This is a genomic window from Crossiella sp. SN42, from assembly GCF_023897065.1.
Taxonomy (GTDB): Bacteria; Actinomycetota; Actinomycetes; order Mycobacteriales; family Pseudonocardiaceae; genus Crossiella.
In genome coordinates this window covers 94,436-115,933 of record NZ_JAMHIV010000012.1, presented here as the reverse complement: position 1 = coordinate 115,933, position 21,498 = coordinate 94,436, and the positions used below count along the sequence as shown (strand labels likewise).

Sequence of the window (21,498 nt, the reverse complement as noted above, 5' to 3'; positions counted from 1 at the left end):
TGGCGAGCGGCCCCCCGCGGACACTACCGGCACCGCGAACCGATGTCGGCTCAATTCGAAAACCGGCGGAGTGCCAATCGGGGAAACTTGGAAATCAATGAACCGGCCTTGACATCGAGGCCGGTTGTGCAAGCCTGGATGGGCGAGAACGATTCCTGGGGGCATTGGGCTGACGACACTCCGCTCGTGGCTGTCCGGCACCCGAAGAACTTTGACTGGAGCGGCATCTGCATGTATCAGACTGCCCTGGTCACCGGTGCGTCCAGCGGTATTGGCGAAAGCTTCGCCCGAATACTCGCGGCACGCGGCGCTGACCTTGTCGTGGTGGCCCGCCGGACCGAACGGCTGGCCGCGCTGGCGAGTGAGCTGACCCACGAATTCAATATCCGGGTCGAGGTGCTCGCCGCCGATCTCGGGCGGCCCGAGGGAATAGCCAAGGTGTGCGCCCGGCTGGCCGATCCGGCGAACCCGGTGGACCTGGTGGTCAACAACGCCGGCGCCCCTGGGACCAGCGCGCCCCTGCACGAGTGCGAGGCCGAGGACGAGGAGCTGACCACGGTGGTCAACTCCCTCGCCCCGCTGCGGTTGATGCACGCGGTGCTGCCGGGCATGGTGGCCCGTGGGCGCGGGGGGATCGTGAACGTGGTCTCCAGCGCGGCGCTGCTGCCGTACTTCCTCACCAGCGCCAGCTACGGCGCCAGCAAGGCCTACCTGCTCTCCCTCAGCGAGGCGGTCGCGATGCAGGTCAAGCCGCACGGGGTGCGGGTGACCGCGGTGCTGCCCGGCTACGTGCGCACCGAGATGACCGAGGACACCGAGGACGTGCCGAACTTCCTCTGGATTCCCAAGGAGAAGATCGTCGGCGACGCGCTCAAGGCGCTGACCGCCGGCCGGTCCATGGTGGTGCCCGGCGCCTTTTACCGCGTGGTGGACGTGATGTTCCGGTTGATGCCGCGCCCGCTGGCGCGGGTGCTGGCCAAGCTGTTGGTGTGAGGAAGGGTGATGGAGATGGTGTGGGACGCCCGGTTCGAGGCCCTGCTGCGTGACGCGCTGGACGGCCTGCCCGAGGACGCGCCGCTGACCGGGCAGGCCGAGCTGGCCGCGCTGGGCCTGAGCTCGATCAGGGCGATGGCCCTGCTGGTCGCGCTGGAACGCGAGTTCGACGTGGAGTTCGACGTCGAGGAGCTGGACGCGGACATGTTCACCAGCCCGGACAGCCTGTGGCACGCGCTGTCCGGGCTGATGAGCACTGCTAGTCACTGAGTCCGCCCGCGGTGGCGGCCAGCGCTGATCCGTACAGCAGCTGGTCCGCCTCCGCCAGCGAGCCGAGCACCGCCTCCGCGCCGGGGAAGGCCGACCCCCTGGTCACCGGCCCCGGCACGGCCAGGCAGCGGATACCGGCCGCCACCGCGGCCAGCACGCCGACCAGCGAGTCCTCCAGCGCCACCGCCTCCGCGGGCGCCACCCCCAGCCGGGCCAGCGCCTCCAGGTAGACCTCCGGGCTGGGTTTCGGCCGGGTCACCATGTCCCGGCAGACCACCACCTCCAGCGCCTCCCACAGCCCCAGCCTGCGCAGCTGCGGCTCCACCCAGGAGGACGGCGAGCTGGAGGCCACCGCCAGGCGCACCTGCCCGCGGCGGGCCATGATCGCGGCCACCCCCGGCATCGCGGGCATCCGCTGCACCGTGTCCCGGTGCCGCGGATGCACCCTGGCCAGCACCGCGGCCGGATCCACCGCCCCGCCGGGCAGGCCGGCCAGCAGCGCCTCGCGCGCGCCGACCTGGCCGACCAGCTCCCGGTAGGCGTGCTCGTCCAGGCTCAGCCCGTGCCGGGCGTACTCGGCCCGCCAGGCCTCGCGCAGGCTGCTCTCGGTGTCCAGGATCAGCCCGTCGAAGTCCAGGATGATCACCTTCGGCGGCATCAGGCACCTGCCCGCGCATAGCCGGTGACCTGCTCGGACAACACCGCCAGCGGGGCCGGGTCGGTGCCGAAGAACGGGGCGAGCAGCGCGTGCTGGGACAGGAACGGCTTGCCGCGCAGCTGCCCGAAGAGCAGGTCGGTGAGGAAGATGACGGTGCCCTCCAGGATCGGCTCGTAGTCCAGGCTCAGCCAGGCGCCGAGTTCGATCCCGGCCCGTTCGCGCAGCTGGGCGCCGGTCCGGGCGTTGGCGATGAGCAGCTCGGCGGAGAGCTCGGCTGGCTGGTCCCGCTCGGCGAGCACGCCCAGCACCGCGGCGAGGGTGTGCCCGGACATGAGCACGTCGTCGAGCACCCTGACCCGCTCCGCGCGCAGACTCGTCAGCAGCTCGGCCTCCGGTACCACCGCCTGCGTGGTCTGGCCGCGCTCGTTGAGCACCCGCCGCGGCCGGACCGCGACCACCTGGTCCGATCCGGCCCGCAGCGGGGCCAGCTCATGCAGCAGCGCGGGCCGCGCGCCGACCAGCACGCAGGCCTGGCCCTCGGGCACCTCGCGCTGCCGCTCCCACCAGGCGCGGAAGTCGGTGTAGGAGACGTAGCCGGTGCGGGCGGGGTTGGTCAGGGCCAGCCTTTCCACCGCCGCCCGCACGTGCTCGTCCGCGGCCACCTCGGCGCTGAGGTGGCCGAACAGCGGCAGATCGTTGACCAGGTGCAGGATCACGAGGAGGCCCGCACCGGGGTGAGGTCCAGGCGCAGCCGCTCCAGCCGCGGCTCGAAGACGTCCTCGAAGTCGACGTTGCGGTGCTTGTAGCACTGGAAGCAGGCGCTGTACCTGGGGTCCTCGGTCTGGTGGCCGGAGGCGTGCCATTCGCGCAGGCTGCGCCACGGGTCGCCGTTCCAGATGCGGTGGAACTCGCCCTTGGTGATGTCGCCCATGCAGGAGAACTTCATCATCGGGCCGATCAGGTGGTCGCAGTAGCCGACGCTGCCGTCGTAGCCGACCGCGGCGTAGGACCACGGGTGGATGCAGAACGGCACCTCCTTCTTCAGCCCGACCGAGCGGCCGAAGGTGGTGCCCGCGTACAGCCGCACGCCCAGCTCACCGGCCCGCCTGCTGGCACGGCCGACCCAGAGGTCCACCTCGTCCTCCATGCCGACCAGCGCCTTGGGGTCGCCGGGGCCGAGGGTGACCTCGTTGAGCACGATCTGCGGCACGCCGACCTCGGCGGCGTACTCGACCAGCTCCACCAGGCTGTCCAGGGTGACCCGCTGCACGGTGGCCACCAGGCGCAGCGCCTCGGCCGAGCCGTGCCGCTCGATCATCCCGGCCACCAGGCGGCGCAGGTTCTTGTCGATGACCTTCATGTTCGCCCCGGAGCGGGCCTGGTCGACGACCTCCTGGCGGACCGCGTCCAACGAGATGTCGATCATCGCGTTGTTTTCCACCAGCAGGTCGAACAGGCGGGGCCGGTTCAGCGAGAGGTTGGTGACGATGCGGCAGCGCGCCTGGTAACGGATGACCGTTTCCAGGATTTCCTCGAAGTCCGGCGCGAGCAGGCTTTCTCCCCAGCCCCGGACGTCGACCATCTCGGCCGCCGGGAACAGCAGGTCCGCGGTGCGCCGGAAGATTTCCCGGTCCATCTCCTTCTCGGCATAGCGAATCGACCGGGAACGGCACATGGAGCATTTCAGGTTGCAGCCCTGGGTGAGCTCGACCATCACGTACCGGGGCATGCTGTGCAGCTCGGCGCGGCCCAGCCGGATCTCCTCCAGGTTGAGCGCCGCGTTCTCCTTCTTCAGCGCCAGGTAGTCCACGACGGTGGTGTCCGACATTGTTCTCCTCGAATTCATGACTCAGGGCTGGCTGTCCCGGCCGGTTCTGTGCGGAACACGCCGGTTAGACTGCGCCCGTGACCGATCAGGATGGGGTGCAGCCGGAGTTGACGCGGATTTTGTTCTCGGCGTCGCAGGAATACTTCATGCCCGCCTCGCGCGGCCTGCGCGAGCTGGCGCCGGAGGGCAAGGTCGAGCGGCTCGGCCCCGACCTCGGCTGCCTGAGCACCACGGCTTCGCTGGCCGAGATCGCGCAGGCGGCCAGGGACAAGCCGGTGGTGTTCGTGCGGCACCTCACCGAGGAGCTGCGCCGCCTGCCCGCCGCCGCGGCCGGGCTGGACGTGGTGGCCGCGGCCGCCCGCGAACTGCTGGCCGACCGGCTGGCGCCGGGCGCGGAGATCGCGGTGCAGGCCTGGGCCAGCGGGCAGCGGCCGGTGGCCTACGGCTCGCAGGAGCTCTACGCCGCGCTGGCCGAGGAGCTGACCGGGCTGGGCCACCAGGTGTGCCGCTCGGGCGCGCCGCTGGTGCTCTCCGCGGTGATCTCCGACGCGGACGTCTCCCTCGGCCTGGCCGCCCCCGAGCACGCGCTCAGCGACTGGGCCGGCGGCCGGGTGCGGCTGGCCAAGCCGAAGGGCCAGATCTCCCGGGCGGAGTTCAAGCTGGAGGAGCTGTTCAAGCTCGTCGACCTGCCGCTGCCCCAGGGCGGCGCCGCGGTGGACCTGGGCGCCAGCCCCGGCGGCTGGACCCGGATCCTGCGCGAGCGCGGCCTGGAGGTCTGGGCGGTCGACCCCGGCGACCTGGACCCGAGCCTGCTGGCCGATCCGCTGGTGCACCACGAGCGGACCACGGCCGGGCGGTTCTTCGAGCGCACCCGCACCCGGTTCGCCTTGGCGGTCAACGACATGCGGATGGACGCGGTGCTCTCCGCCGAGGTGATGCTGGACGCGGCCGAGCACCTGCTGCCCGGCGCGCTGTGCGTGGTCACCTTCAAGGTGGGCACCTACAAGCCCTACGACACCGTGCGCGTGGTGCTCGACCGGCTGCGCCGCCGGTACGAGATCGTCGAAGCCCGTCAACTTCAGCACAACCGGCACGAGATCACCGTGGTGGGGCGGAAACGAGGCTGAACCCGCGCGGGCGCAGCGCTTCTGAGTAGACCGCCAGCTGGCGGGCGAGGAACTCCGACGGGGCGTTGGCATGGGCTTGCTCCGCGCTCGGGGTGATCAGGGGGATCCGGTGGGCCGGGTCGGCCAGCCGCCGGATGGCCTCGGCCAGGCCTGCCGGGTCGCCGGGTTCGACGATCAGGCCGGTCCGGCCGTGCCGCACGGTCTCCGGCAGCGCGCCGACGCTGGTGCCGATCACCGGCATGGCCGCGGCGAAGGCCTCGGCCGCGGCCAGGCAGTAGGTCTCGGTCCAGGTGCTGGGGCAGACCATCACGTCGGCCCGCCGGAACAGCGCCAGCCTGGCCTGGCCGCGCACCGGCCCGTGGTAGGTGATCCGCGGGTCCAGTGCGGCCCGCTCGCGCACCAGGTCCGCTTTGACGCCCTCGCCGGCGATGTCCACCGCGATGTCCAGCTCCGGCACCCGGGTCAGGGCGTCCAGCAGCACCTCGACGCCCTTGTAGTGGTCCAGCCTGGCCACGAACAGGAACCGCGGCCGGGCCGCGGGCGGTGCGGCCAGCCTGCGCGCGGCCAGTTCCCTCGGCGGTCCCCACTCGTGCGGCGCGGAGTTGGGCAGCACCGTGGCGGGCACCCCGGCGAAGTAGCCGCGCGAGGTGTAGGCGTTGAGCGCGAAGGCCGAGGGCGCGCACACGTGGTCCACCCCGGCGCTGATCCGCTTGTGCCGCTGGGTGATCGGCGCGATCGCCCGGGGCGGCCGGGAGTAGATCTTGTGCGGCAGGTCGGGCAGGAACGGGTCGAAGTCCCACAGCGAGAACAGCTCGTGCGTGGTCTGCACCACCGCGAGGCCGGGGTGCGCGGTGAGCACCCGCAGCGCGCTGGGCGTGAGCGTGCGCAGCATCTGCACGTGGCACAGCTGCGGGCGGAACCGGGCCAGCACCGCGGCCACCCGGCGGGCGACCCACGGGTTCTGCATGGCCAGCAACTGGTTCAGCGTGCGCACCGGCGCGCTCCCGGCCAGTCCGGTCAGCCGTGGCGGGCGGAGGCGGAAGACGGTGACGCCCTCGTGCCGTTCCACCGCGTCGGACTCGCCGAGGCAGAGCACACCCACGGTGCGCCCGACCTCGTGCAGCTGCCGGGCCAGCCGCTCGGTGAAGGACTGCGTGCCGCCGACGGTGCCGTCCTGGTAGTTGCCGTTGACCAGCAACACCCTGGACGGCCCGTCGGGGACGCGCGGCGCCTCAGTCACCGGCGGACACCGCGGCCCCCGGCAGGCTGAACCGGTAGTCCCAGGTGAGGATCTTCCGGTCGGTCTCCAGCAGCGCGGCGGGCCAGTGCCAGTGCCGCAGCACGAGTTCGCCGTCCACCGCGGAGAGGAAGGCGTGCTCGCACCGGGAGCTGAGGATCAACAGGTCGCCTGCCTTGACCGCGCGCTCGTCGCCGTCCAGTGAGATGAACCCGCTGCCCTCCTGCACGAAGGTCAGCTGCCCCATCACCTCGTGCACCACCAGCGGGTGCGGGCTGTCCCTGGTGAGCACCTGGGGCGGCTCGCCCAGCTCGTCGAACATCTCCCGCAGCGAGGGCCACATCGGCTCGTCGATCGAAACCACCTGGTACATAAGGCTTATCCCATCTCCAAAGTTCCGCACACGTTGAAGGCCTGACCGGTCACCGGGCGGTCGTGCCCCTCGGCCAGCCAGCACACGACCTCGGCCACCTCGTCCGCGCTCAACAGCCGGGACAGGCCGGTGGCCTTGGCCATCCGCTGCTGGTAGTCGGCCAGCTCCAAGCCGTGCAGCCGGGAGAGCTGGGCGCGACCGGCCTCGGCCAGCTCGGTGTGCGCCGCGCCGGGGCACACCGCGTTGACCCGGATGCCGTCGGCGACCACCTCGGCGGCCAGGCTCTGGGTGAAGTTGAGCAGCCCGGCCTTGGCCGAGCCGTAGCCGTGCAGGTAGGCCACGCCCCGCCGCCCCGCGGTGGAGGCCACGTTGACCACCACACCCCGCCCGGCCGCCCGCATGCCGGGCAACACGGTGGCGCACAACAACATCGGTGCGACCAGGTTGAGCGTGAGGTCGGCCCGCAGCGTCTCGGCACTCAGCTCGGCGGCCGGGCAGGGCAGGCCGCCACCGGCGTTGTTGATCAGCACCTCGGCGTGCGTGTCCCGCTCGCCGAGGTAGGCCAGCACCGCCGCCCGCGCCGCCGCGACACCGTCCTCTGTGGACAGATCGCAGGGCAGGAAGTCGGCGTCCTGCTTGGCCTGTGGCGCGGAGCGGCCCAGCACCAGCACCCGCCGCCCGGCGGTGAGCAGCCGGGTGAGCACGGCCGCGCCGATGCCGGTGGAGCCGCCGGTGAGGATGGTGACCGGGCTCATGCCACGTCCTCGATCCAGTTCCGCAGGCAGGCGGGCACCTCGTCCGGATGGCACTCGATCTCCACCCCGACCGTGCCCGGGGTGGCGAAGGCCTCGCGCAGCACCGGGTCCACGTCCTCGGGACGGCTGATCCGGAAGGAGCGCACCCCCATCGCGGACATCCACTGGGTGAAGTCGATCTTGGGCAGGCCGGTGCCGATCAGGTCGCCGTCGAAGTCCAGCTTCTGCCCCAGCCGGACCCGGCCGTGCGAGCGGTTGTTGAACACCAGCGCGACCAGGTTCGCCCCGTGCTCGGCGGCCACGGACAGCTCGGTGCCGTGCATCAGCATCGAGCCGTCCCCGGTGACCAGCACGGTGCGCCCGACCTGGCCGGAGAGCGCCAGGCCGACCGAGGCGCCGATGGCCCAGCCCATCGCGCCGAGCCCGACGTTGAGCCGCAGCCCGCCCGCGACCGGCGGCCGGTGCAGGGACAGCGTGTCCAGCCAGTGGTTCCCGGCATCCGGCACCACCACCGCCTCCGGTGGCAGGTACTCGCCGATCCGGCTGAGCACCCCGGACATGGACACGGTGTCGGCGTAGGGCAGCTCCTGCGCCGCCGCGGCCCGCGCCCACCGCGCCCGGAACTCGGCGAGCCGTTGCGGCACAACGGGTTCCCGGGTGGCCGGGACGGCGTCCAGCGCGGCGCGCAGCTCCGGCAGCAGGGTGCGCAGGTCGGCCTGCACCGCGACATCGGGCTGGTGCCGCAGGAAGAGCTGGTCGGGGTCCACGTCCACCCGCACCGTGCGGGCCTTGGCCAGCAGCCCGGCCAGCGGGGCGGCGTAGAAGGCGGACAGGCTGGCCCCCAGGATCAGCACCAGGTCCGGGTCGTAGCCGATGACGAAGGGCAGCAGGTCCGAGCGCTGCCCGGGGCCGAGGTGACCGAGGGAGTGCGCGCTGGCCGGGGACACCGCGGCGACCGCCTTGGTGGAGGAGAGCACCGGCGCGTCCAGCCGCCGGGCCAGCAGCTCGACCTCGGGCCCGACCCCGGCCAGCTCCGCGCCCCAGCCGAGGAGCACCAGTGGGCGGGCGGCCGCGGCCAGCTCCTCGGCCAGCCGGGCCACCCCGTCCTGGGCCTGCCCGCGGAAGGCGCTGGTCACTGCCAGCGGCGGCGCGCTCGCGGCCCGCTCCGGCAGCGCGGCGGCCTGCAGGTCGATCGGGATGCTCAGGTGCACCGGACCGCGGCGGCCGGAGAGGGCCAGCGAGATCGCGGAGTCGATCAGGAAGTCCGCGTTGGCCGCGTCCACGATCTCCAGTGAGGCCTTGGTGATCGGGCGGAACAGCTCGGTCGGCGCGACGCTGCGGTCCAGCGAGTAGGACTCCAGGAACGCGCCCCGGCCCAGGCTGGCGGTGGGCGCCTGCCCGGTGACCACCAGCAGCGGGATGGAGTCGCGGTAGGCGCTGGCCACCCCGGGCACGCAGTTCACCAGGCCGGGTCCGATGGTGGCCAGCACCACGCCCAGGTTGCCGGTGGCCCGGCTCCAGCCGTCGGCCATGAACGCCGCGCCGGTCTCGTGCCGGGACAGCACGATGTCCGGCTTGCCCTTGAAGGTCTGCCAGATCGGCATCACGAACGAACCGGGCACGCCGAAGGCACGCGCGACGCCGGCCTCAGCGAGCCGCCGGTAGAGGTAGGAGTTGAGTTCCATGGCCACGCCTTTCCTGTGTGGTGGTGCGCGTGTCCAGCCGGGCCAGCTCGGTGCTGATGCCCTGGTAGCGGCCGAACCGGGTGATCTCGTGGTAGACCTCCCGGCCGTGGGCGATCAGCCCGCGCGCCCGGCCGAGGCTGGGGCCGCGGCGCAGCATGGTCAGTTGGCGTTCGATCCAGGCCGCCTCGCGCAGCAGCCGGTCGATGTCGAAGACCGGTGGGAAGGCCAGCACCCCGTCCAGGGTGTCGCGCACGCCCAGCGGCAGGGTGTCCTCCAGGTCGGGGTGCCGCCGCACGAAGTGCACGGCCGAGCGGCCCAGCTGCTGCGCGCGGGCGTGCACCGCGGTGGGCCCGAGCTGCTTGTGGTGGGCCACCTTGGCCCCGCCCAGGTGGAACGGGATGCCCGCCTTCTCCGCGCGCCAGGCGAACTCCACGTCCTCGTAGCCGTAGTGGGTGAAGCCCTCGTCGAAGCCGCCCAGCGCCAGGAACTCCTCGCGGGACATGGCGAAGGAGCAGGAGACGAAGTCCCGGAAGGACAGCCCGGTGCGCGCCCTGGCCCGGTAGGTGGTGCGGAAGTAGGCGGGCACGTCGTAGAGGTGGGTGGCCAGGCTGACCTTGGTGCGGGCCGGGAAGACCACGTCGGCCATCACCACGCCCGGCCGCTCGCCGTCGCCCAGCGCGGCAACGGTGTTCGGGCCGGGGTCGATGTCGGAGTCCAGGAACAGCAGCCGGGGCGCGGCGGCCAGCGCGGCGCCCACGTTGCGCGCCTTGGCCTGCGCGCCGTCGTCGACGTACTCGTAGCGCAGCGGGAACGGCCACTCCCGCTGCCGCAGCCACCGGTAGTTGAGCCTGCGGCCGTTCTCCACCACCACGACCTCGAACTCCGGCGCGCCGGTCTGCTCGCCCAGCTTGCCGAGCAGCCTGGCCAGGTCGTGGCGGCGGGCGTAGACCGGCACGATCACCGAGCAGGCGGGGCGGGCGCTCACGGCCGGCCCAGTTCGGTCGCGATCTCGGTCAGCGCCGCCACGAGCTGGTCCAGCTCCTCCTCGGTGCCGACGGAAACCCTGATGTGGCGCGGGAAACCCATGTCCGCACACGGCCGCACCAGCACGCTGCGCTGTTGCAGCTCCTGGCTGACCAGCAGCGCGTCCCAGTCCAGCTCGCAGTGCAGGAAGTTGGTCACGGTGGCCTGCGCGCGGATCCACGGCAGGTCCTCGATGGCGGTCAGGAAGTGCGCCATCGCGGCCCTGGTGCGGGCGCGCACGGTGTCGGCGAAGGCGGTGTCGCCCAGGCTGGCCTCGGCCGCGGCCAGGGCGTAGCGGTTGACGTTGTAGACGGTGACGTGCTTGACCCGGCGCAGCCGGTCGGCCAGTCCCGGCGAGGCCAGCGCGTAGCCGCAGCGCAGCCCGGCCAGTCCGTGCAGCTTGGAGAAGGTGCGCAGCACGATCACCGGCGCGCCCTTGCGCACGTGCTCGGCGGCGCTGCGGGCCTGGTCCGGTTCGGCGAAGTCCATGTAGGCCTCGTCCAGCACCAGCAGCGAGCCGCCGCGTTCGGCCGCCTCCACCAGGATCGCCACCTCCTCGGCGGTGAGCACGGTGCCGGTCGGGTTGTGCGGGTTGCACAGGAACGCGGTGATCGGTCTGCCGCGCAGCGCGGCGGCCACCGCGGGCACGTCGATCCGGTTGCCGCGCAACGGAACCGTCAGCCGCCGCGCGCCCACGGAGTCCACCGCGGACCAGTGCCCGGGGTAGGTGTTGCCGGTGACCATGCCGATCGCGTCGCCGGTGAGGAAGGTGACCGCGCAGAACAGCAGCAGCTCGTCGACCCCGTTGCCCACCACCACCTGCTCGGGCCGCAGCCCGTAGGTCTCGGCCACCCGGCCGGCCAGCGTGGCCGCGGTGGCGTCGGGGTAGCGGTGCGCCCGGCCCGCCTCGGCGGCGATCGCGGCCACCGCGGCGGGGGAGGGGCCGTGGATGCTCTCGTTCTGCGCCAGGCGGATCACGCCGGGCAGGTCGAAGGTCTGGCTGCCGGGGGTGAACGGCGGCAGCGTGCAGCGTTCGAGCATGGCGGTCGAGCCCGGTGCGGGCAGCTGCTGGTCGGTGCTGGTCATCGGTGGAACCCCTCAGCGTCGATGGTTCAGGTGCCGGATGCGCCCGCGCGTGCCGTCGGCACGGCGGCGGGCCACCAGGCCTCGGCAGTGCCCAGTGCGGTCCGCCAGTCCGTGCCCTGCGGGAACAGCACGGGCAGCTGGGACCGGTAGTGCGCGGCGGCGGCGAGCTTGCGGGCCAGGTGCGCGGGTTCCGGCGCGGACTTCGCGGCCGGGTGCGGGTCTGCCTCGGTGAGCGCGTAGGGCAGGTCGGCCCACAGCGTCAGCGGCAGGTCCGCGCGGTCGCATTCCCGGCGTACCAACGCGGTGGTGTGCCGGTGGTCGACGTGCCCGCCGATGCCCGCACAGGTCCAGACCTCCGCCGGAGCCAGCTCCTCGAGCAGCCCGGCGATGGCCGCACCCAGCTCGGCCCGCAGTGCCTGCTCGGCCGGCAGGCCGGGATCGAGCACCGCGCCCGGCCGGTCGTGCAGCGGGCGGCCGTCGACCCACCGGTAGACCGCGTCCGGGAAACCGAGGTGCCGGGGCACCGCGCCGAGCTCGGCCAGTGCGGCGCGGTCCTCCAGCCTGCGCTGGGCGACGGCGTCCTGGCCGAGGCCGCAGTGCCGGTGGAAGGCCGCCGCCCCCGGTGGCACCGGAAGGTCCGGGTCACCGGCGAACAGCGTGCAGACCACGACCTGCCAGCCCTGCTCGATCCGCGCGGCAATTGCCGCGCCGACAGAGAGAACGGCGTCATCCAGATGTGGTGAGAACGCAAGCAGCAAACGATGTCTTGGTAGCACTCAGTGACCCCCCAGAGGACACGATTGCCATTCACTCTTACTCGACCTTGGCGGGTTGTCCAGTTCCCGATCAGGTCCGCTTTGACCCTTTCACTCTGAGCTGAACCCGGTAAGGGTGCGATTCCGGCCACAAATAACGCCGAAAGTCGGTTAATTCACAGCGTTGTTAAAGGGGGATACCTGCCCGGACTGCCTTCCGTAGCGCGGTCTTGCACGGATCGTGACCAGTATCGGCCAGCAGAAGAAGGAAGTTCTGGCTAGTTCTGCATTGTCAGCGGTGGCCGAGGTGTAGTAGTCGCGCGGCGCGCGAGTGGCGCCGTGGCGGTCCTGCAAGGCAGTGGCAATAGCCCTTTGGGGCAGGTATCCTCTGATCCGACGGGTACGAACCACTGGGGGTTTCTGCTGGTCACACTGGGGATTGGGTAGAGCAGCGCGCGCGTCGCGGGTGGCGCGTGGCTGGGTTAGTTGAATCTGCAACGGTTTGCCGGGGCGCTCGTGCGGCGGGCGCTGACTCGGCGTGCCCGCAGACAATGGCGCTATATTGACGAGCTGACGTCCGGTGAGCTCGCGGAGATGGCGCGGCTATTTCGCGGCGCTATCGAAAGTATGTATTCGCGGTGAATCCGGTCCGCCGGATGATGGCCAGTGCACGGCTGAGCGAGGAGATTTGCGTTGAGTGCCGAATTTCGGTCAGGGCCGCTGAGCTGGGCCCAGCAGTACCACTGGCTTGAGCAGCAGCTCGATCCGAGTGAGCGGTTCCTGTCGTTGTCCCTTTCGCTGTACCAACACGTTCCGGTGCCCGAGGGGCTGGACCGGGCGGCGGTGCTGGCGGCATTGCGCGAACTGGTCACCAGGCACGAGGTGCTGCGCAGCCTGTTCCCCAGCGCCGAGCCGGTGCAGCGGGTCTGCGCGCCGGACCTGCCGCCCGTGCTGGAGTCCACTGTGGACGGTGACAGGACGGCCATCGCGGCCGAGCTGACCGGCGATGAGTTCGACCTGGACACCTCCTGGCCGTGCAAGGCCGTGCTGTTCGGCCCGGCGGAGCACCCGAGTGGCGTGGTGCTGGCCCTGCACCACATCGCGGTGGACGGCTGGGGCGCGCAGCTGGCCGCCACCGAGCTGGCCGAGCTGCTGGCCGCCGCCGCGGCAGGCCGCCCCGCCGAACTGGCCGAACCGCGCTGGCACCCGCTGGACCAGGCCGAACGCGAGACCACCGGCAATCAGAAGAGCGCACAGCGGGTGCATGAGCACTGGCTGGAGCTGATCGCCTCGATCCCGGCCAACACCCTCGCCCCGTTCTGCGGCGGGATCCCGGCGGGCCACAGCCACCTGGTCACCCTGCGCTCGGCCTCGCTGGCCACCGCGCTGCGCACGCTCGCCGAGCAGCACCGGGTGAGCCCGGCGACCGTGCTGACCGCGGCACTGGCCCGGCTGGTCGCGGCCCGCACCGGCGAGCACCGGGTGGCCATGGACACCGTGGTGGCCAACCGGTTCGACCAGGCGACCGAGCACAGCGTCGGCTGCTACGCCCTGCTCGGCCAGGCGGTGCTGGAGGTCGACCCGGCGCAGGAGCTGCCCGCGCTGTTCCGGCCCGCCTACTCGGCCAGCCTGCGCGCCTACAAGCACGGCAACTACGACTCGATCGCGCTGCTGGCCGCGGAAGCCCGCGCGACCTTCGACCGGGGCGTCTCGGCGCGCGCGCCGCTGGAGGTCAACTACCACCCGTACCACGAGGACGACGAGGCCGAGGTGCCCGCGGCGGACGAGCTGACCGAGCAGACGGTGCCCGAGCCGGCCGAACAGCTCTACCTCAACATCCACCCAGGCAAGCAGGTCGTGGAGATCTCGCTGCGCGCGGCGGACCACCTGCTCACCCTGGCCGAGTCCAGCCGGCTGCTGCACGCGCTGGCCGAGGACGTCCGGGCCGCCGCGGGCCTGACCCCGCCGCGCGCGCCCGAGCCCGCGCCGCAGGCCCAGCCGGGCTGGACCAGGGTGGGCCGGGACTGGGTCAACACCGAGGCCACCGCCGAGGCCCTGCTGGCCGTGCCCGGCGTGCTGGCCGCCGAGGCGCACGTGGCGGGGGAGCAGCTGGTCGCGGAGGTGCTGACCACCGACCCCGAGCTGGACCCGGCCGACCTGCACGGCCACCTGATGGCCGAGCTCCTGGCCAACCCGCTGGTCGCGGCCCCGCGCCGCTACCGGCTGCGCCTGGCCGGGGAACACACCCCCGGCTGGCGCGAGCTGCCGGTGACCAAGGAGGGCGATGGCCGCCGCAGCCCCGCCGGCCGCGAGCTGACCCCGGAGGAGGCCATCCTGACCAAGGTCCTGGAAGCGAGGTACCCGGACCGCACCTTCGACCTGGCGAACTGCTTCGCGGGCAACGGCGGCAACCTGGCCGACGCGCCCGCCCTGGCCGAGCAGCTGCGCGCGGCCGGGCTTGAGGTCTCCACCGCCCAGTTCCTTTTGCCGCTACCGCTCAACGCGATCGGAGTGTCCGGCTAGACCAGGAACCGGTAGGCCGTGCTGCCCGGCGCGACGTGCTGGATCCGCAGCGGGGACTCCTTCATCCGGCCCCACAGCCGGTCGTAGTCCTCGGCGCGGCTGATCTCGATGCCGACCAGCGCGGCCCCGGTCTCCCGGTTGTCCCGCTTCTGGTACTCGAACAGCACGATGTCGTCGTCGGGCCCCAGCACGCCGTCCAGGAAACGGCGCAGCGCACCGGGTTCCTGCGGGAACTCCACCAGGAAGTAGTGCTTGAGGCCGCGGTGCACCAGCGAGCGCTCCACCACCTCGGCGTAGCGGCTGACATCGTTGTTGCCACCGGAGAGCAGGCACACCACCGTCTCGTCGGGGCCGATCGCCAGCTCGCTGCACAACGCGGCGGAGGCCAGCGCCCCGGCGGGCTCGGCGATGATGCCGTCCACCTGGTAGAGGTCCAGCATCTCGGTGCACACCGCGCCCTCGGCCACCGTCACCAGCTCCGCGCCGCTGTCCCGGACCATCGGGAAGCTCACCTCGCCCACCCGGCGCACCGCCGCGCCGTCGACGAAGGAGTCCACCTCCGGCAGCGTCACCGGCCCGCCACTGGCCAGCGCCGCGGTCATGCTGGCCGCACCCGAGGGCTCGACCCCGACCACCCTGGTCTCCGGGCAGTGCGCCCGCAGCCAGGCCCCCACCCCCGCGAGCAGCCCGCCGCCACCGACCGGCACCACCACGACATCCGGCGCGCCACCCAGCTGCCGCACGATCTCCATGCCCACGGTGCCTTGCCCCGCGATGGTCCGCCGGTCGTCGAAAGCGGGCACCAGCACCGCGCCGGTGGCCGCCGCGTGCTCCTGGGCCAGCGCGGCCGCGTCGTCGTAGGTGTCCCCGTCCACGACCAGCCGCACCCTGCCCTGCCCGAGCGCGGCGATGCGGTCCCGTTTCTGCCGCGGCGTGGTCCGCGGCACGTGCACCTGCCCGTCGATGCCGAGTCGCCGGCACGCGTAGGCCACGCCCTGCCCGTGGTTGCCCGCCGAGGCGCACACCGCCCCGGCCCCGGCGAACTCGGTCTGGGCCAACAGGTTGTACGCCCCGCGCAGCTTGTAGGACCGGCCGACCTGCAAGTCCTCCCGCTTGAACCACACCCGCGCGCCGGTCCGCTCGGACAGCCGCTGGTTGACCTCCAGCGGCGTGGTGCGCGCGACGTTCGCCAGGCGCGCGGCGGCCGAGGAAACCTCATCGACGAAGGACATGGAGACGCATTCTTCCGTGCGCGGTTTGGCGTGTGGTGCTCGGGCATCGTCCATTGTGCACCCACGCCCGGCCGCCCCATGCCAGACTCCGCACCGTGGAGCTGTTCGCCTGCGCAGGCTGCGACACCCCGCTCACCACCGCGGTGACCCGGGTGGCGCTGCCCGGCCACACGCATCAGGTGTGGGGAACCGATGGAGCCTTCACAGCCCTGCTGGACGCCGGAACCTACGTCGTCGACCCAGAACCCAGCGGCCCACCGTGGCGTCCCTTGGCCGAGGTCGGCGCGGCGGAAGCCGCTGCCCTCGGCGTGTTCGCGCCCGTGCACAGCCTGTCCTTCGGCGCACCCGGCGCGATCGGCCTGGCGCCGGGCGACACCAGGAACACGGTGCTGGTCCCCAGCCCTTGCCGAGGCGCCTGCTGTGGCCAGGACGGCGGCGACGGCCCGAACCTGGTCTGTGCCGGCTGCCGTCGGCCGGTGGCCACCCGCGTCGACGACTGCGAGCGGTGGCAGGTGGTCTGGCTGGTCCCGGACGCGGTGCGCCGCCTGCCCGCCACCGGCCCCGCCGAGCCGCCCGCGGACTGGCCCGCCCTGCTGCGCGACCGCGGAGGCATCCCGCCGGTCGAGCCGTCCGGGATGTGGGACCAGCGCTGGGAGGCGGAGCTGGGCGTGACGCTGGCCCACCTGCTGGCCGCCTGCGAAGGTGCCGCGGTGACCGTGCCGGAGGGCCTCCTCGCGGACACCCTCGGCCGCGTGCTCACCGTGTTGCTGCCACCGGGGCCACCGGAGAAGACGCTGGCCCTGGCCGGACCGGGCCTGCCCGCCCCGGACGCCGACCTCGTCCTGGTCCCGCGCCATCCCCAGACCGGCGAGATCTGGTCGCCGCCCGGCGCGGCCGCCCCCGTGCCCGTGGCCGCCGATGTGTGGATCCACCTGGCGTTCCAGCAGAACCGGCCGCTGGTGCCCACGGTCAAGGGAGACCTCCCCGAGGCCGAGTCACCGCGACTGCCGTGGTCGTTCTTCCTGCCCGACACGCGTGTGTTCCTGCGCACGCTGGCCCGCCTGCCCGCTGTGCGCGAACCCTGGCTGCGCGCGATCTACGACCGGGTGAGCGGCGTGCCCTGCTGGCGTCCCTGGTAGTCGCGCGCCGGGATCATCGCGAGGGTGAGGGCCAGCACGGCGGCGATCAGCGCGATCGCGACCAGCACGGCCCCGGGGGCGCCGAACCGGAAGGACACGGTGCCCAGCAGGGCGACCCCGGCCGTCGCGCCGAGCTGCTGCACCGCGTTCAGCAGCCCGGCGGCCGAGCCGGTCTCGGGCGGGGCGACTCCGGCGAGCGCGTTGCCGAAGAACGGCACCGTGAACAAGCCGAGGCCGAGTCCGGTGACCAGCAGCGGCACCGCGGTGACCGACACCGCGATCCCGGCCAGGCCGGCCAGGACCAGGCCGAGACCGGCGCGCATCACCTTCGCGCCGAACCGCGGCACCAGCACCGCGCCCGCGACCCAGGAGCCGGCCGCGAGCCCGGCCGACCACGGCAACAGGGTGAGCGCCGCGCCGGAGGGGGTCTGGCCCAGGCGTAGCTGGAGGTGCAGCACGAGCACGAACAGCAGGCCGTTGAACACCGCGAAGAACAACAGCGAACCGGCCAGCGAGGCGGGGAACACCTTGCCGCGGAACAGACCTGGCTCGACCAGCGGATCGGTCCGGCCGCGCTGGTGCCTGGCGAACCCGGCCAGCGTGGCCAGGCCGAGCGCCGCGCTCAGCCAACGCCACCCGGTGTCGGTGCCGGCCACCAGCGGAAGCACCAGCAGCCCGAGCCCGAGCGAGGCCAGCAGGGTCCCGGTCACGTCCAGCCGTGGCCGGGCGGGGGAGCGGTCCTCCCGGATCAGCGGTGCCGCGGCCAGCACGGCGAGGCCGAGCGGGAGGTTGACCAGGAACACCGGCCGCCAGCCCAGGCCGAGCAGGTCCGCCTCGGTGAGCACGCCGCCGGCCACCGGTCCGCACAGCGCGGACAGCGCCATCACCGGGCCGATCGAGCCCAGCGCCTTGGCCACCTCGGCGCCGGTGAACATGGCGCGGATCAGGCCGAAGGTCTGCGGGATGATCACCGCGGCGCTCGCGCCCTGCACCGCCCTGGCCGCGAGCAGCACCGCCACGTTCGGCGCGGCCGCGCACAGCGCACAGCTGAGCACGAAGACCAGCATGCCCGCGACGAAGACCCGCCTGCGGCCGAAGATGTCGCCTAGCCGGCCACCGGTGATCAGCAGCAGCGCGAACGGGAGCGTGTAACCGGCGGTGAGCCACTGCAACCCGGTCTCGCTCACCGCGAGGTCCGCGCGGATCGCGGGCGCGGCGACCGGGATCACGGTGCTGTCGAGCAGGTTCATCGCCTCGGCGAGCAGCAGCGCGGCCAGCGCGGGCCACCGCCAGCGGTAGTTCTGACTGTCCATGTACGCCAAGCTAGGTTTTCGCGACTCATCCAAGCGCATAACGGCCCAGAGTTGACGGATACCTCCATCAGGAGGCGTCTACTATCGGAATGTGACACTCGACGACCTGGACCGCGCGCTGGTCCACGCGCTGCACATCGACGGCCGGGTCCCGTTCAACCAGGTCGCGGCGGTGCTGGGCACCTCCGCGCAGACCGTGGCCAGGCGGTACCGCAGGCTGCGCGCGGGCGGGGTGCTCCGGGTGGTCGGCATGACCGACGCCCGCCGCCTCGGCCAGGTGGAGTGGTTCCTGCGGCTGCGCTGCACCCCGGACGCGGCGCTGGCGGTGGCGCAGGCGCTGGCGCGGCGGCCGGACACCTCGTGGGTGCAGCTGACCTCGGGCGGCACCGAGATCGCCTGCGTGATCCGCGCGCCGGGCCAGCAGGCGCCGGAAGCCCTGCTGCTGCAACAGCTCCCGCGCACCCCCAGGATCGTGTCGGTGTCCGCGCACTGCCTGCTGCGCTCCTTCGTCGGCGGCCCGGTCGGCTGGCACGGCCCCGCCGACGTGCTCACCCAGGTGCAGATCGACCGGCTGACTCCGGTCTTCGACCCCGTTCCGTCCGAAGTGGACACACGCGAGGACGAGGACCTGCTGGCCGCGCTGCAACAGGACGGCCGCGCCGGCTTCGCCGAGCTCGCCGCGACCACCGGCCGGTCCGAGCCGACCGTGCGCCGCCGGGTCGGCCAGCTGCGCGGCAGCGGCGCCCTCTACCTGGACATCGACCTGGACGCCGCCGCGCTCGGGTACCACGCCGAGGCGGTGCTGTGGCTGTCCGTGCGCCCCGCGCGCCTGGTGGGCGTCGCGCAAGCCCTGGCGCGGCACCCGGAGGCGGCGCTGGTGGCGATCACCACCGGACCGGCCAACCTGCTCGCCAAGGCCGTGTGCCGGGACGTCGACGCGCTCTACGCCTACCTGACCGAACGGGTCGGCACGATCGAGGCGATCGAGCACCTGGAGACCGCCCCGGTGATCAGCACCCTGAAACGCGCCGCGACCACCGGGCCCGGCCGGATCAGGCAGGCTTGATCGCACCGAGAGCGCTTCTCACGCCCCGTCACGAACTGACCTCGGACCGTACTGAGAAGATGTGCCCAGCACCAGCACGCACGAGCACCAGGAGCACAGATGGGCGCAGTCGCACCGGGCACCCCGGGCTGGATCGACGTTCGGTCCCCGGACCTCGCCCAGACCCGCTCCTTCTACATGAGCCTGTTCGACTGGTCCGCGCGAGTGTCCTCCGAGGGATCCGGCGGCTACACCGTCTTCACCAAGGGCGGCAAGGCGGTCGCCGGCGCCGGTCAGCTGCTGGCTCCCAGTCAGGCCACGGCCTGGCGCACGTTCGTGCTCGTGGACGACGCCGAGGCCACCACCGCCAGGGTCGAGCCCGCCGGGGGACAGGTGCTCTTCCCGGCCGGGGACCTGGCCGACACCGGCCGGATCGGCGTGTTCACCGACCGGGCCGGGGCCGAGGTCGGGGTGTGGGAGCCGGGGGAGATGCCCGGCTGCGAGCTGTTCAACGAGTCCGGCACGCTCTGCTGGAACGAGCTGACCACCGGCGACTCGGCCGGTTCCAAGGCCTTCTACGGCGAGGTGTTCGGCTGGGAGGCCAGGGACCGGCGGCTTGGTGACGCCGAGTACTCGCAGTGGCGGTTCGAGGGCCGCACGGTGGCCGGTATGCGACCCGGACACCCCGAGGTGACCACGCCGCACTGGATGGCGTACTTCGCCGTCCGCGACTGCGACGAGTCCGCCAGCCGCGCCGAGCAGCTCGGCGGCCGGGTCACCGTGCCGCCGACGGACACCGTGCTCGGGCGCTCCGCGGTGCTCACCGACCCGCACGGCGCGGTGTTCACCATCATCACCATGTGACCGCCTCAGGCCAGCCCCTGGGGGAAGGCGAACACCCGGGCCGAACCTACGCCGGGTTCTGGGGCGTGCGCGCCAACTCGCTCTGATCGCGGCGGTGCTGGATCAGCAGGTACTTGCCGTCGTAGCGCACCGATCGCGCGACGGCGATGTCCGCCGCCAGCTCACCCTGCCTGCTCACCTCCGCGAGTGTCCACTCTGGACGGTGCTCGGGCTCGATCGGGCACACCCGCGTCCGCGCGACCAGTTGTGGCATGAGGTTGTTCTCCGTGCCGACCGACACCCCGTCCGGGATGAGCGCCAGCAACCGGTGTGCCGCGGCGGTCTCCTCGGTCTGCGCGCCGAACCCGGGCGTGAGCAGTTCGCGCAGCGGGAACCGTGCGGCCAGCACGAGCGCGGCGGTCAGCAGCACGGCCGCGGCCGCGGTGCTGAGCGAGCGCCACCGGGGCACGGCCGGGCGCAGGCGGACCGCCGCGTCGACCAGGGCGAGGAACAGGATGGGCATCAGGACCGCGTCGTAGTGGAAGTCCGGCAGCCAGTACGCCTCGTTCGTGCCCGCCAGCCGCCAGGCCAGCGTGGGCAGGGCGAGCAGGACGAGCGGCGAGCGCAGCGCGAGGAACAGGGTGGGCGCGAGCAGCAGGCCGAGCAGTTCCAGCTTGCGCGGGTCGAACAGCTCGCCGCGGTGGCCCGCCATGGTCGGCGTCAGGCCGCCGGGGCCGAGGTAGCGGTAGGCGCCGTCCGCGCTGAACTGGGGGATCAACACGAACACGGTGAGCAGCGCCGCCGCCAGCCCACTCACCGCGGTGCCCAGGCCGAGCCCGCGATGGCCCCGCCGGGCGGCGATGAGCAGGCCGAGCACGGCCACGGTGAGACCGAGGTCCTCCTTGACCAGCACCAGCGGGGCGGCCCAGGCGACGGCTCGCCGGTAGCGGCCGGACAGGTAGGCGTCCAGGGCCAGGGCGATCAGGGGCACGGCGAAGGCGATCTCGTGGAAGTCGAAGGCCAGTGCCGTCTGCAGGCCCCAGGACAGCCCGTAGCTGGTTCCGATGACCACTCCGGCGACCGGACTCAGCAGCCGGGTGGCGACCCGGGCGACGGTGAACACGGAAAGACCGAACAGCGAGGCCTGGACCACGAGCAGGGTTTCCGCGGTGGGGAAGAGGCGGAACACCGGCGCGATCAGCGCGATGATGGGGCTGAAGTGGTCGCCGAGGAGGATGAGGCCGGGGTCGCGGATGTCGGAGACCGGGAGCCGGCCCTCCGCGTAGCTGCGCACGGCTTGCACGAAGATGCCGAGGTCAAAACCGTAGGTCCGCAGCGTGGCGTGCCTGCCGAGCGCGAACAGGGTGTACGCCGCGGTGAACACCGTCGCGACCAGCGACGGCAGCCAGCTTTTGCTGAGCGAGGTAACCACGGAACATCACCCGGTTGCGTTCGGCGGCGCCGACCCGGTGGTGAAGGGACGGAACTGACCGGATTCCCCTTCGGCCGGCACCTCCACACATAGCAGCGGCCGGAACAACCGTCTCCGCCGTCAGCTCGCTTGTCCCAATTACTTCAGTGTCAACTGAAATAGACCTTCGTGAACCAAGAAT

General features: G+C 72.4%; 20 protein-coding genes. 7 read left to right on the top strand and 13 right to left on the bottom strand.

Annotated elements, in window-relative coordinates; genetic code table 11:
• Nucleotides 1–42 precede the first annotated feature (42 nt).
• Nucleotides 43–993, top strand: coding sequence for an SDR family oxidoreductase (locus M8C13_RS16130; RefSeq protein WP_308202806.1), 951 nt, complete (start codon nt 43–45; stop codon nt 991–993).
• A gap of 9 nt (nt 994–1,002) precedes the next feature.
• A complete protein-coding gene (locus tag M8C13_RS16125; protein WP_252481405.1) occupies nt 1,003–1,263 on the top strand; it encodes a phosphopantetheine-binding protein in 261 nt (86 codons plus the stop codon).
• Here M8C13_RS16125 and M8C13_RS16120 read toward each other — a convergent pair.
• The 3 genes from M8C13_RS16120 to M8C13_RS16110 are packed head-to-tail and all read right to left on the bottom strand — an operon-like array spanning nt 1,253 to nt 3,749.
• Nucleotides 1,253–1,921: an HAD family phosphatase gene (locus tag M8C13_RS16120; protein WP_252481404.1), complete on the bottom strand. Its 669-nt coding sequence runs from the start codon at nt 1,919–1,921 to the stop codon at nt 1,253–1,255. The genes M8C13_RS16125 and M8C13_RS16120 overlap by 11 nt on opposite strands.
• Complete coding sequence (locus tag M8C13_RS16115) at nt 1,921–2,637, bottom strand: hypothetical protein (RefSeq protein WP_252481403.1); 717 nt, start codon at nt 2,635–2,637, stop codon at nt 1,921–1,923. The genes M8C13_RS16120 and M8C13_RS16115 overlap by 1 nt, the downstream gene beginning before the upstream one ends.
• The gene (locus tag M8C13_RS16110; protein ID WP_252481402.1) at nt 2,634–3,749 is read right to left on the bottom strand and encodes a radical SAM protein; all 1,116 of its coding nucleotides are present in this window, start codon (nt 3,747–3,749) and stop codon (nt 2,634–2,636) included. The genes M8C13_RS16115 and M8C13_RS16110 overlap by 4 nt, the downstream gene beginning before the upstream one ends.
• Nucleotides 3,750–3,826: 77 nt before the next feature.
• On the opposite strand from M8C13_RS16110, the gene M8C13_RS16105 reads away from it, so the two are divergent.
• Nucleotides 3,827–4,876, top strand: a complete 1,050-nt coding sequence (locus M8C13_RS16105) for an SAM-dependent methyltransferase (RefSeq protein WP_252481401.1) — start codon at nt 3,827–3,829, stop codon at nt 4,874–4,876.
• Here M8C13_RS16105 and M8C13_RS16100 read toward each other — a convergent pair.
• From M8C13_RS16100 to M8C13_RS16070, 7 genes are read right to left on the bottom strand one after another with little or no spacing between them, the layout of a single operon-like run.
• Entirely contained in the window at nt 4,848–6,116 is a 1,269-nt protein-coding gene (locus M8C13_RS16100; RefSeq protein ID WP_252481400.1) for a glycosyltransferase, read from the bottom strand. The two genes, M8C13_RS16105 and M8C13_RS16100, sit on opposite strands and share 29 nt — an antisense overlap.
• Nucleotides 6,109–6,486 (bottom strand): cupin domain-containing protein, encoded by a 378-nt coding sequence (locus tag M8C13_RS16095; protein ID WP_252481399.1) that lies wholly within the window; start codon nt 6,484–6,486, stop codon nt 6,109–6,111. Before M8C13_RS16095 ends, M8C13_RS16100 begins: the two co-directional genes overlap by 8 nt.
• Nucleotides 6,487–6,491: 5 nt before the next feature.
• Nucleotides 6,492–7,241: an SDR family NAD(P)-dependent oxidoreductase gene (locus M8C13_RS16090; RefSeq protein WP_252481398.1), complete on the bottom strand. Its 750-nt coding sequence runs from the start codon at nt 7,239–7,241 to the stop codon at nt 6,492–6,494.
• A complete protein-coding gene (locus tag M8C13_RS16085; RefSeq protein ID WP_252481512.1) occupies nt 7,238–8,926 on the bottom strand; it encodes a thiamine pyrophosphate-binding protein in 1,689 nt (562 codons plus the stop codon). Before M8C13_RS16085 ends, M8C13_RS16090 begins: the two co-directional genes overlap by 4 nt.
• Nucleotides 8,889–9,911: a glycosyltransferase family 2 protein gene (locus tag M8C13_RS16080; protein ID WP_252481397.1), complete on the bottom strand. Its 1,023-nt coding sequence runs from the start codon at nt 9,909–9,911 to the stop codon at nt 8,889–8,891. Before M8C13_RS16080 ends, M8C13_RS16085 begins: the two co-directional genes overlap by 38 nt.
• Nucleotides 9,908–11,035, bottom strand: a complete 1,128-nt coding sequence (locus M8C13_RS16075) for a histidinol-phosphate transaminase (RefSeq protein ID WP_252481396.1) — start codon at nt 11,033–11,035, stop codon at nt 9,908–9,910. The genes M8C13_RS16080 and M8C13_RS16075 overlap by 4 nt, the downstream gene beginning before the upstream one ends.
• A gap of 26 nt (nt 11,036–11,061) precedes the next feature.
• Entirely contained in the window at nt 11,062–11,793 is a 732-nt protein-coding gene (locus tag M8C13_RS16070) for a PIG-L deacetylase family protein (protein WP_252481395.1), read from the bottom strand.
• 690 nt (nt 11,794–12,483) lie between these two features.
• Between M8C13_RS16070 and M8C13_RS16065 the strand changes: the two genes are divergently transcribed.
• On the top strand, nt 12,484–14,313 hold the full coding sequence (locus M8C13_RS16065) for a condensation domain-containing protein (RefSeq protein WP_252481394.1): 1,830 nt from the start codon (nt 12,484–12,486) through the stop codon (nt 14,311–14,313).
• On the opposite strand, the gene ilvA is transcribed toward M8C13_RS16065, so the two are convergent.
• On the bottom strand, nt 14,310–15,545 hold the full coding sequence (ilvA, locus tag M8C13_RS16060; protein WP_252481393.1) for a threonine ammonia-lyase IlvA: 1,236 nt from the start codon (nt 15,543–15,545) through the stop codon (nt 14,310–14,312). The two genes, M8C13_RS16065 and ilvA, sit on opposite strands and share 4 nt — an antisense overlap.
• Before the next feature lie 95 nt (nt 15,546–15,640).
• On the opposite strand from ilvA, the gene M8C13_RS16055 reads away from it, so the two are divergent.
• Nucleotides 15,641–16,684, top strand: a complete 1,044-nt coding sequence (locus M8C13_RS16055) for a hypothetical protein (RefSeq protein WP_252481392.1) — start codon at nt 15,641–15,643, stop codon at nt 16,682–16,684.
• On the opposite strand, the gene M8C13_RS16050 is transcribed toward M8C13_RS16055, so the two are convergent.
• Nucleotides 16,642–17,997, bottom strand: a complete 1,356-nt coding sequence (locus tag M8C13_RS16050; RefSeq protein WP_252481391.1) for an MFS transporter — start codon at nt 17,995–17,997, stop codon at nt 16,642–16,644. The genes M8C13_RS16055 and M8C13_RS16050 overlap by 43 nt on opposite strands.
• Before the next feature lie 91 nt (nt 17,998–18,088).
• On the opposite strand from M8C13_RS16050, the gene M8C13_RS16045 reads away from it, so the two are divergent.
• Complete coding sequence (locus M8C13_RS16045; protein WP_252481390.1) at nt 18,089–19,063, top strand: Lrp/AsnC family transcriptional regulator; 975 nt, start codon at nt 18,089–18,091, stop codon at nt 19,061–19,063.
• Between the two features lie 99 nt (nt 19,064–19,162).
• Nucleotides 19,163–19,906, top strand: a complete 744-nt coding sequence (locus M8C13_RS16040; RefSeq protein ID WP_252481389.1) for a VOC family protein — start codon at nt 19,163–19,165, stop codon at nt 19,904–19,906.
• Nucleotides 19,907–19,952: 46 nt separating this feature from the next.
• Here M8C13_RS16040 and M8C13_RS16035 read toward each other — a convergent pair whose 3' ends face one another.
• Entirely contained in the window at nt 19,953–21,317 is a 1,365-nt protein-coding gene (locus M8C13_RS16035) for a DUF2079 domain-containing protein (RefSeq protein ID WP_252481388.1), read from the bottom strand.
• Between the last annotated feature and the right edge of the window lie 181 nt (nt 21,318–21,498).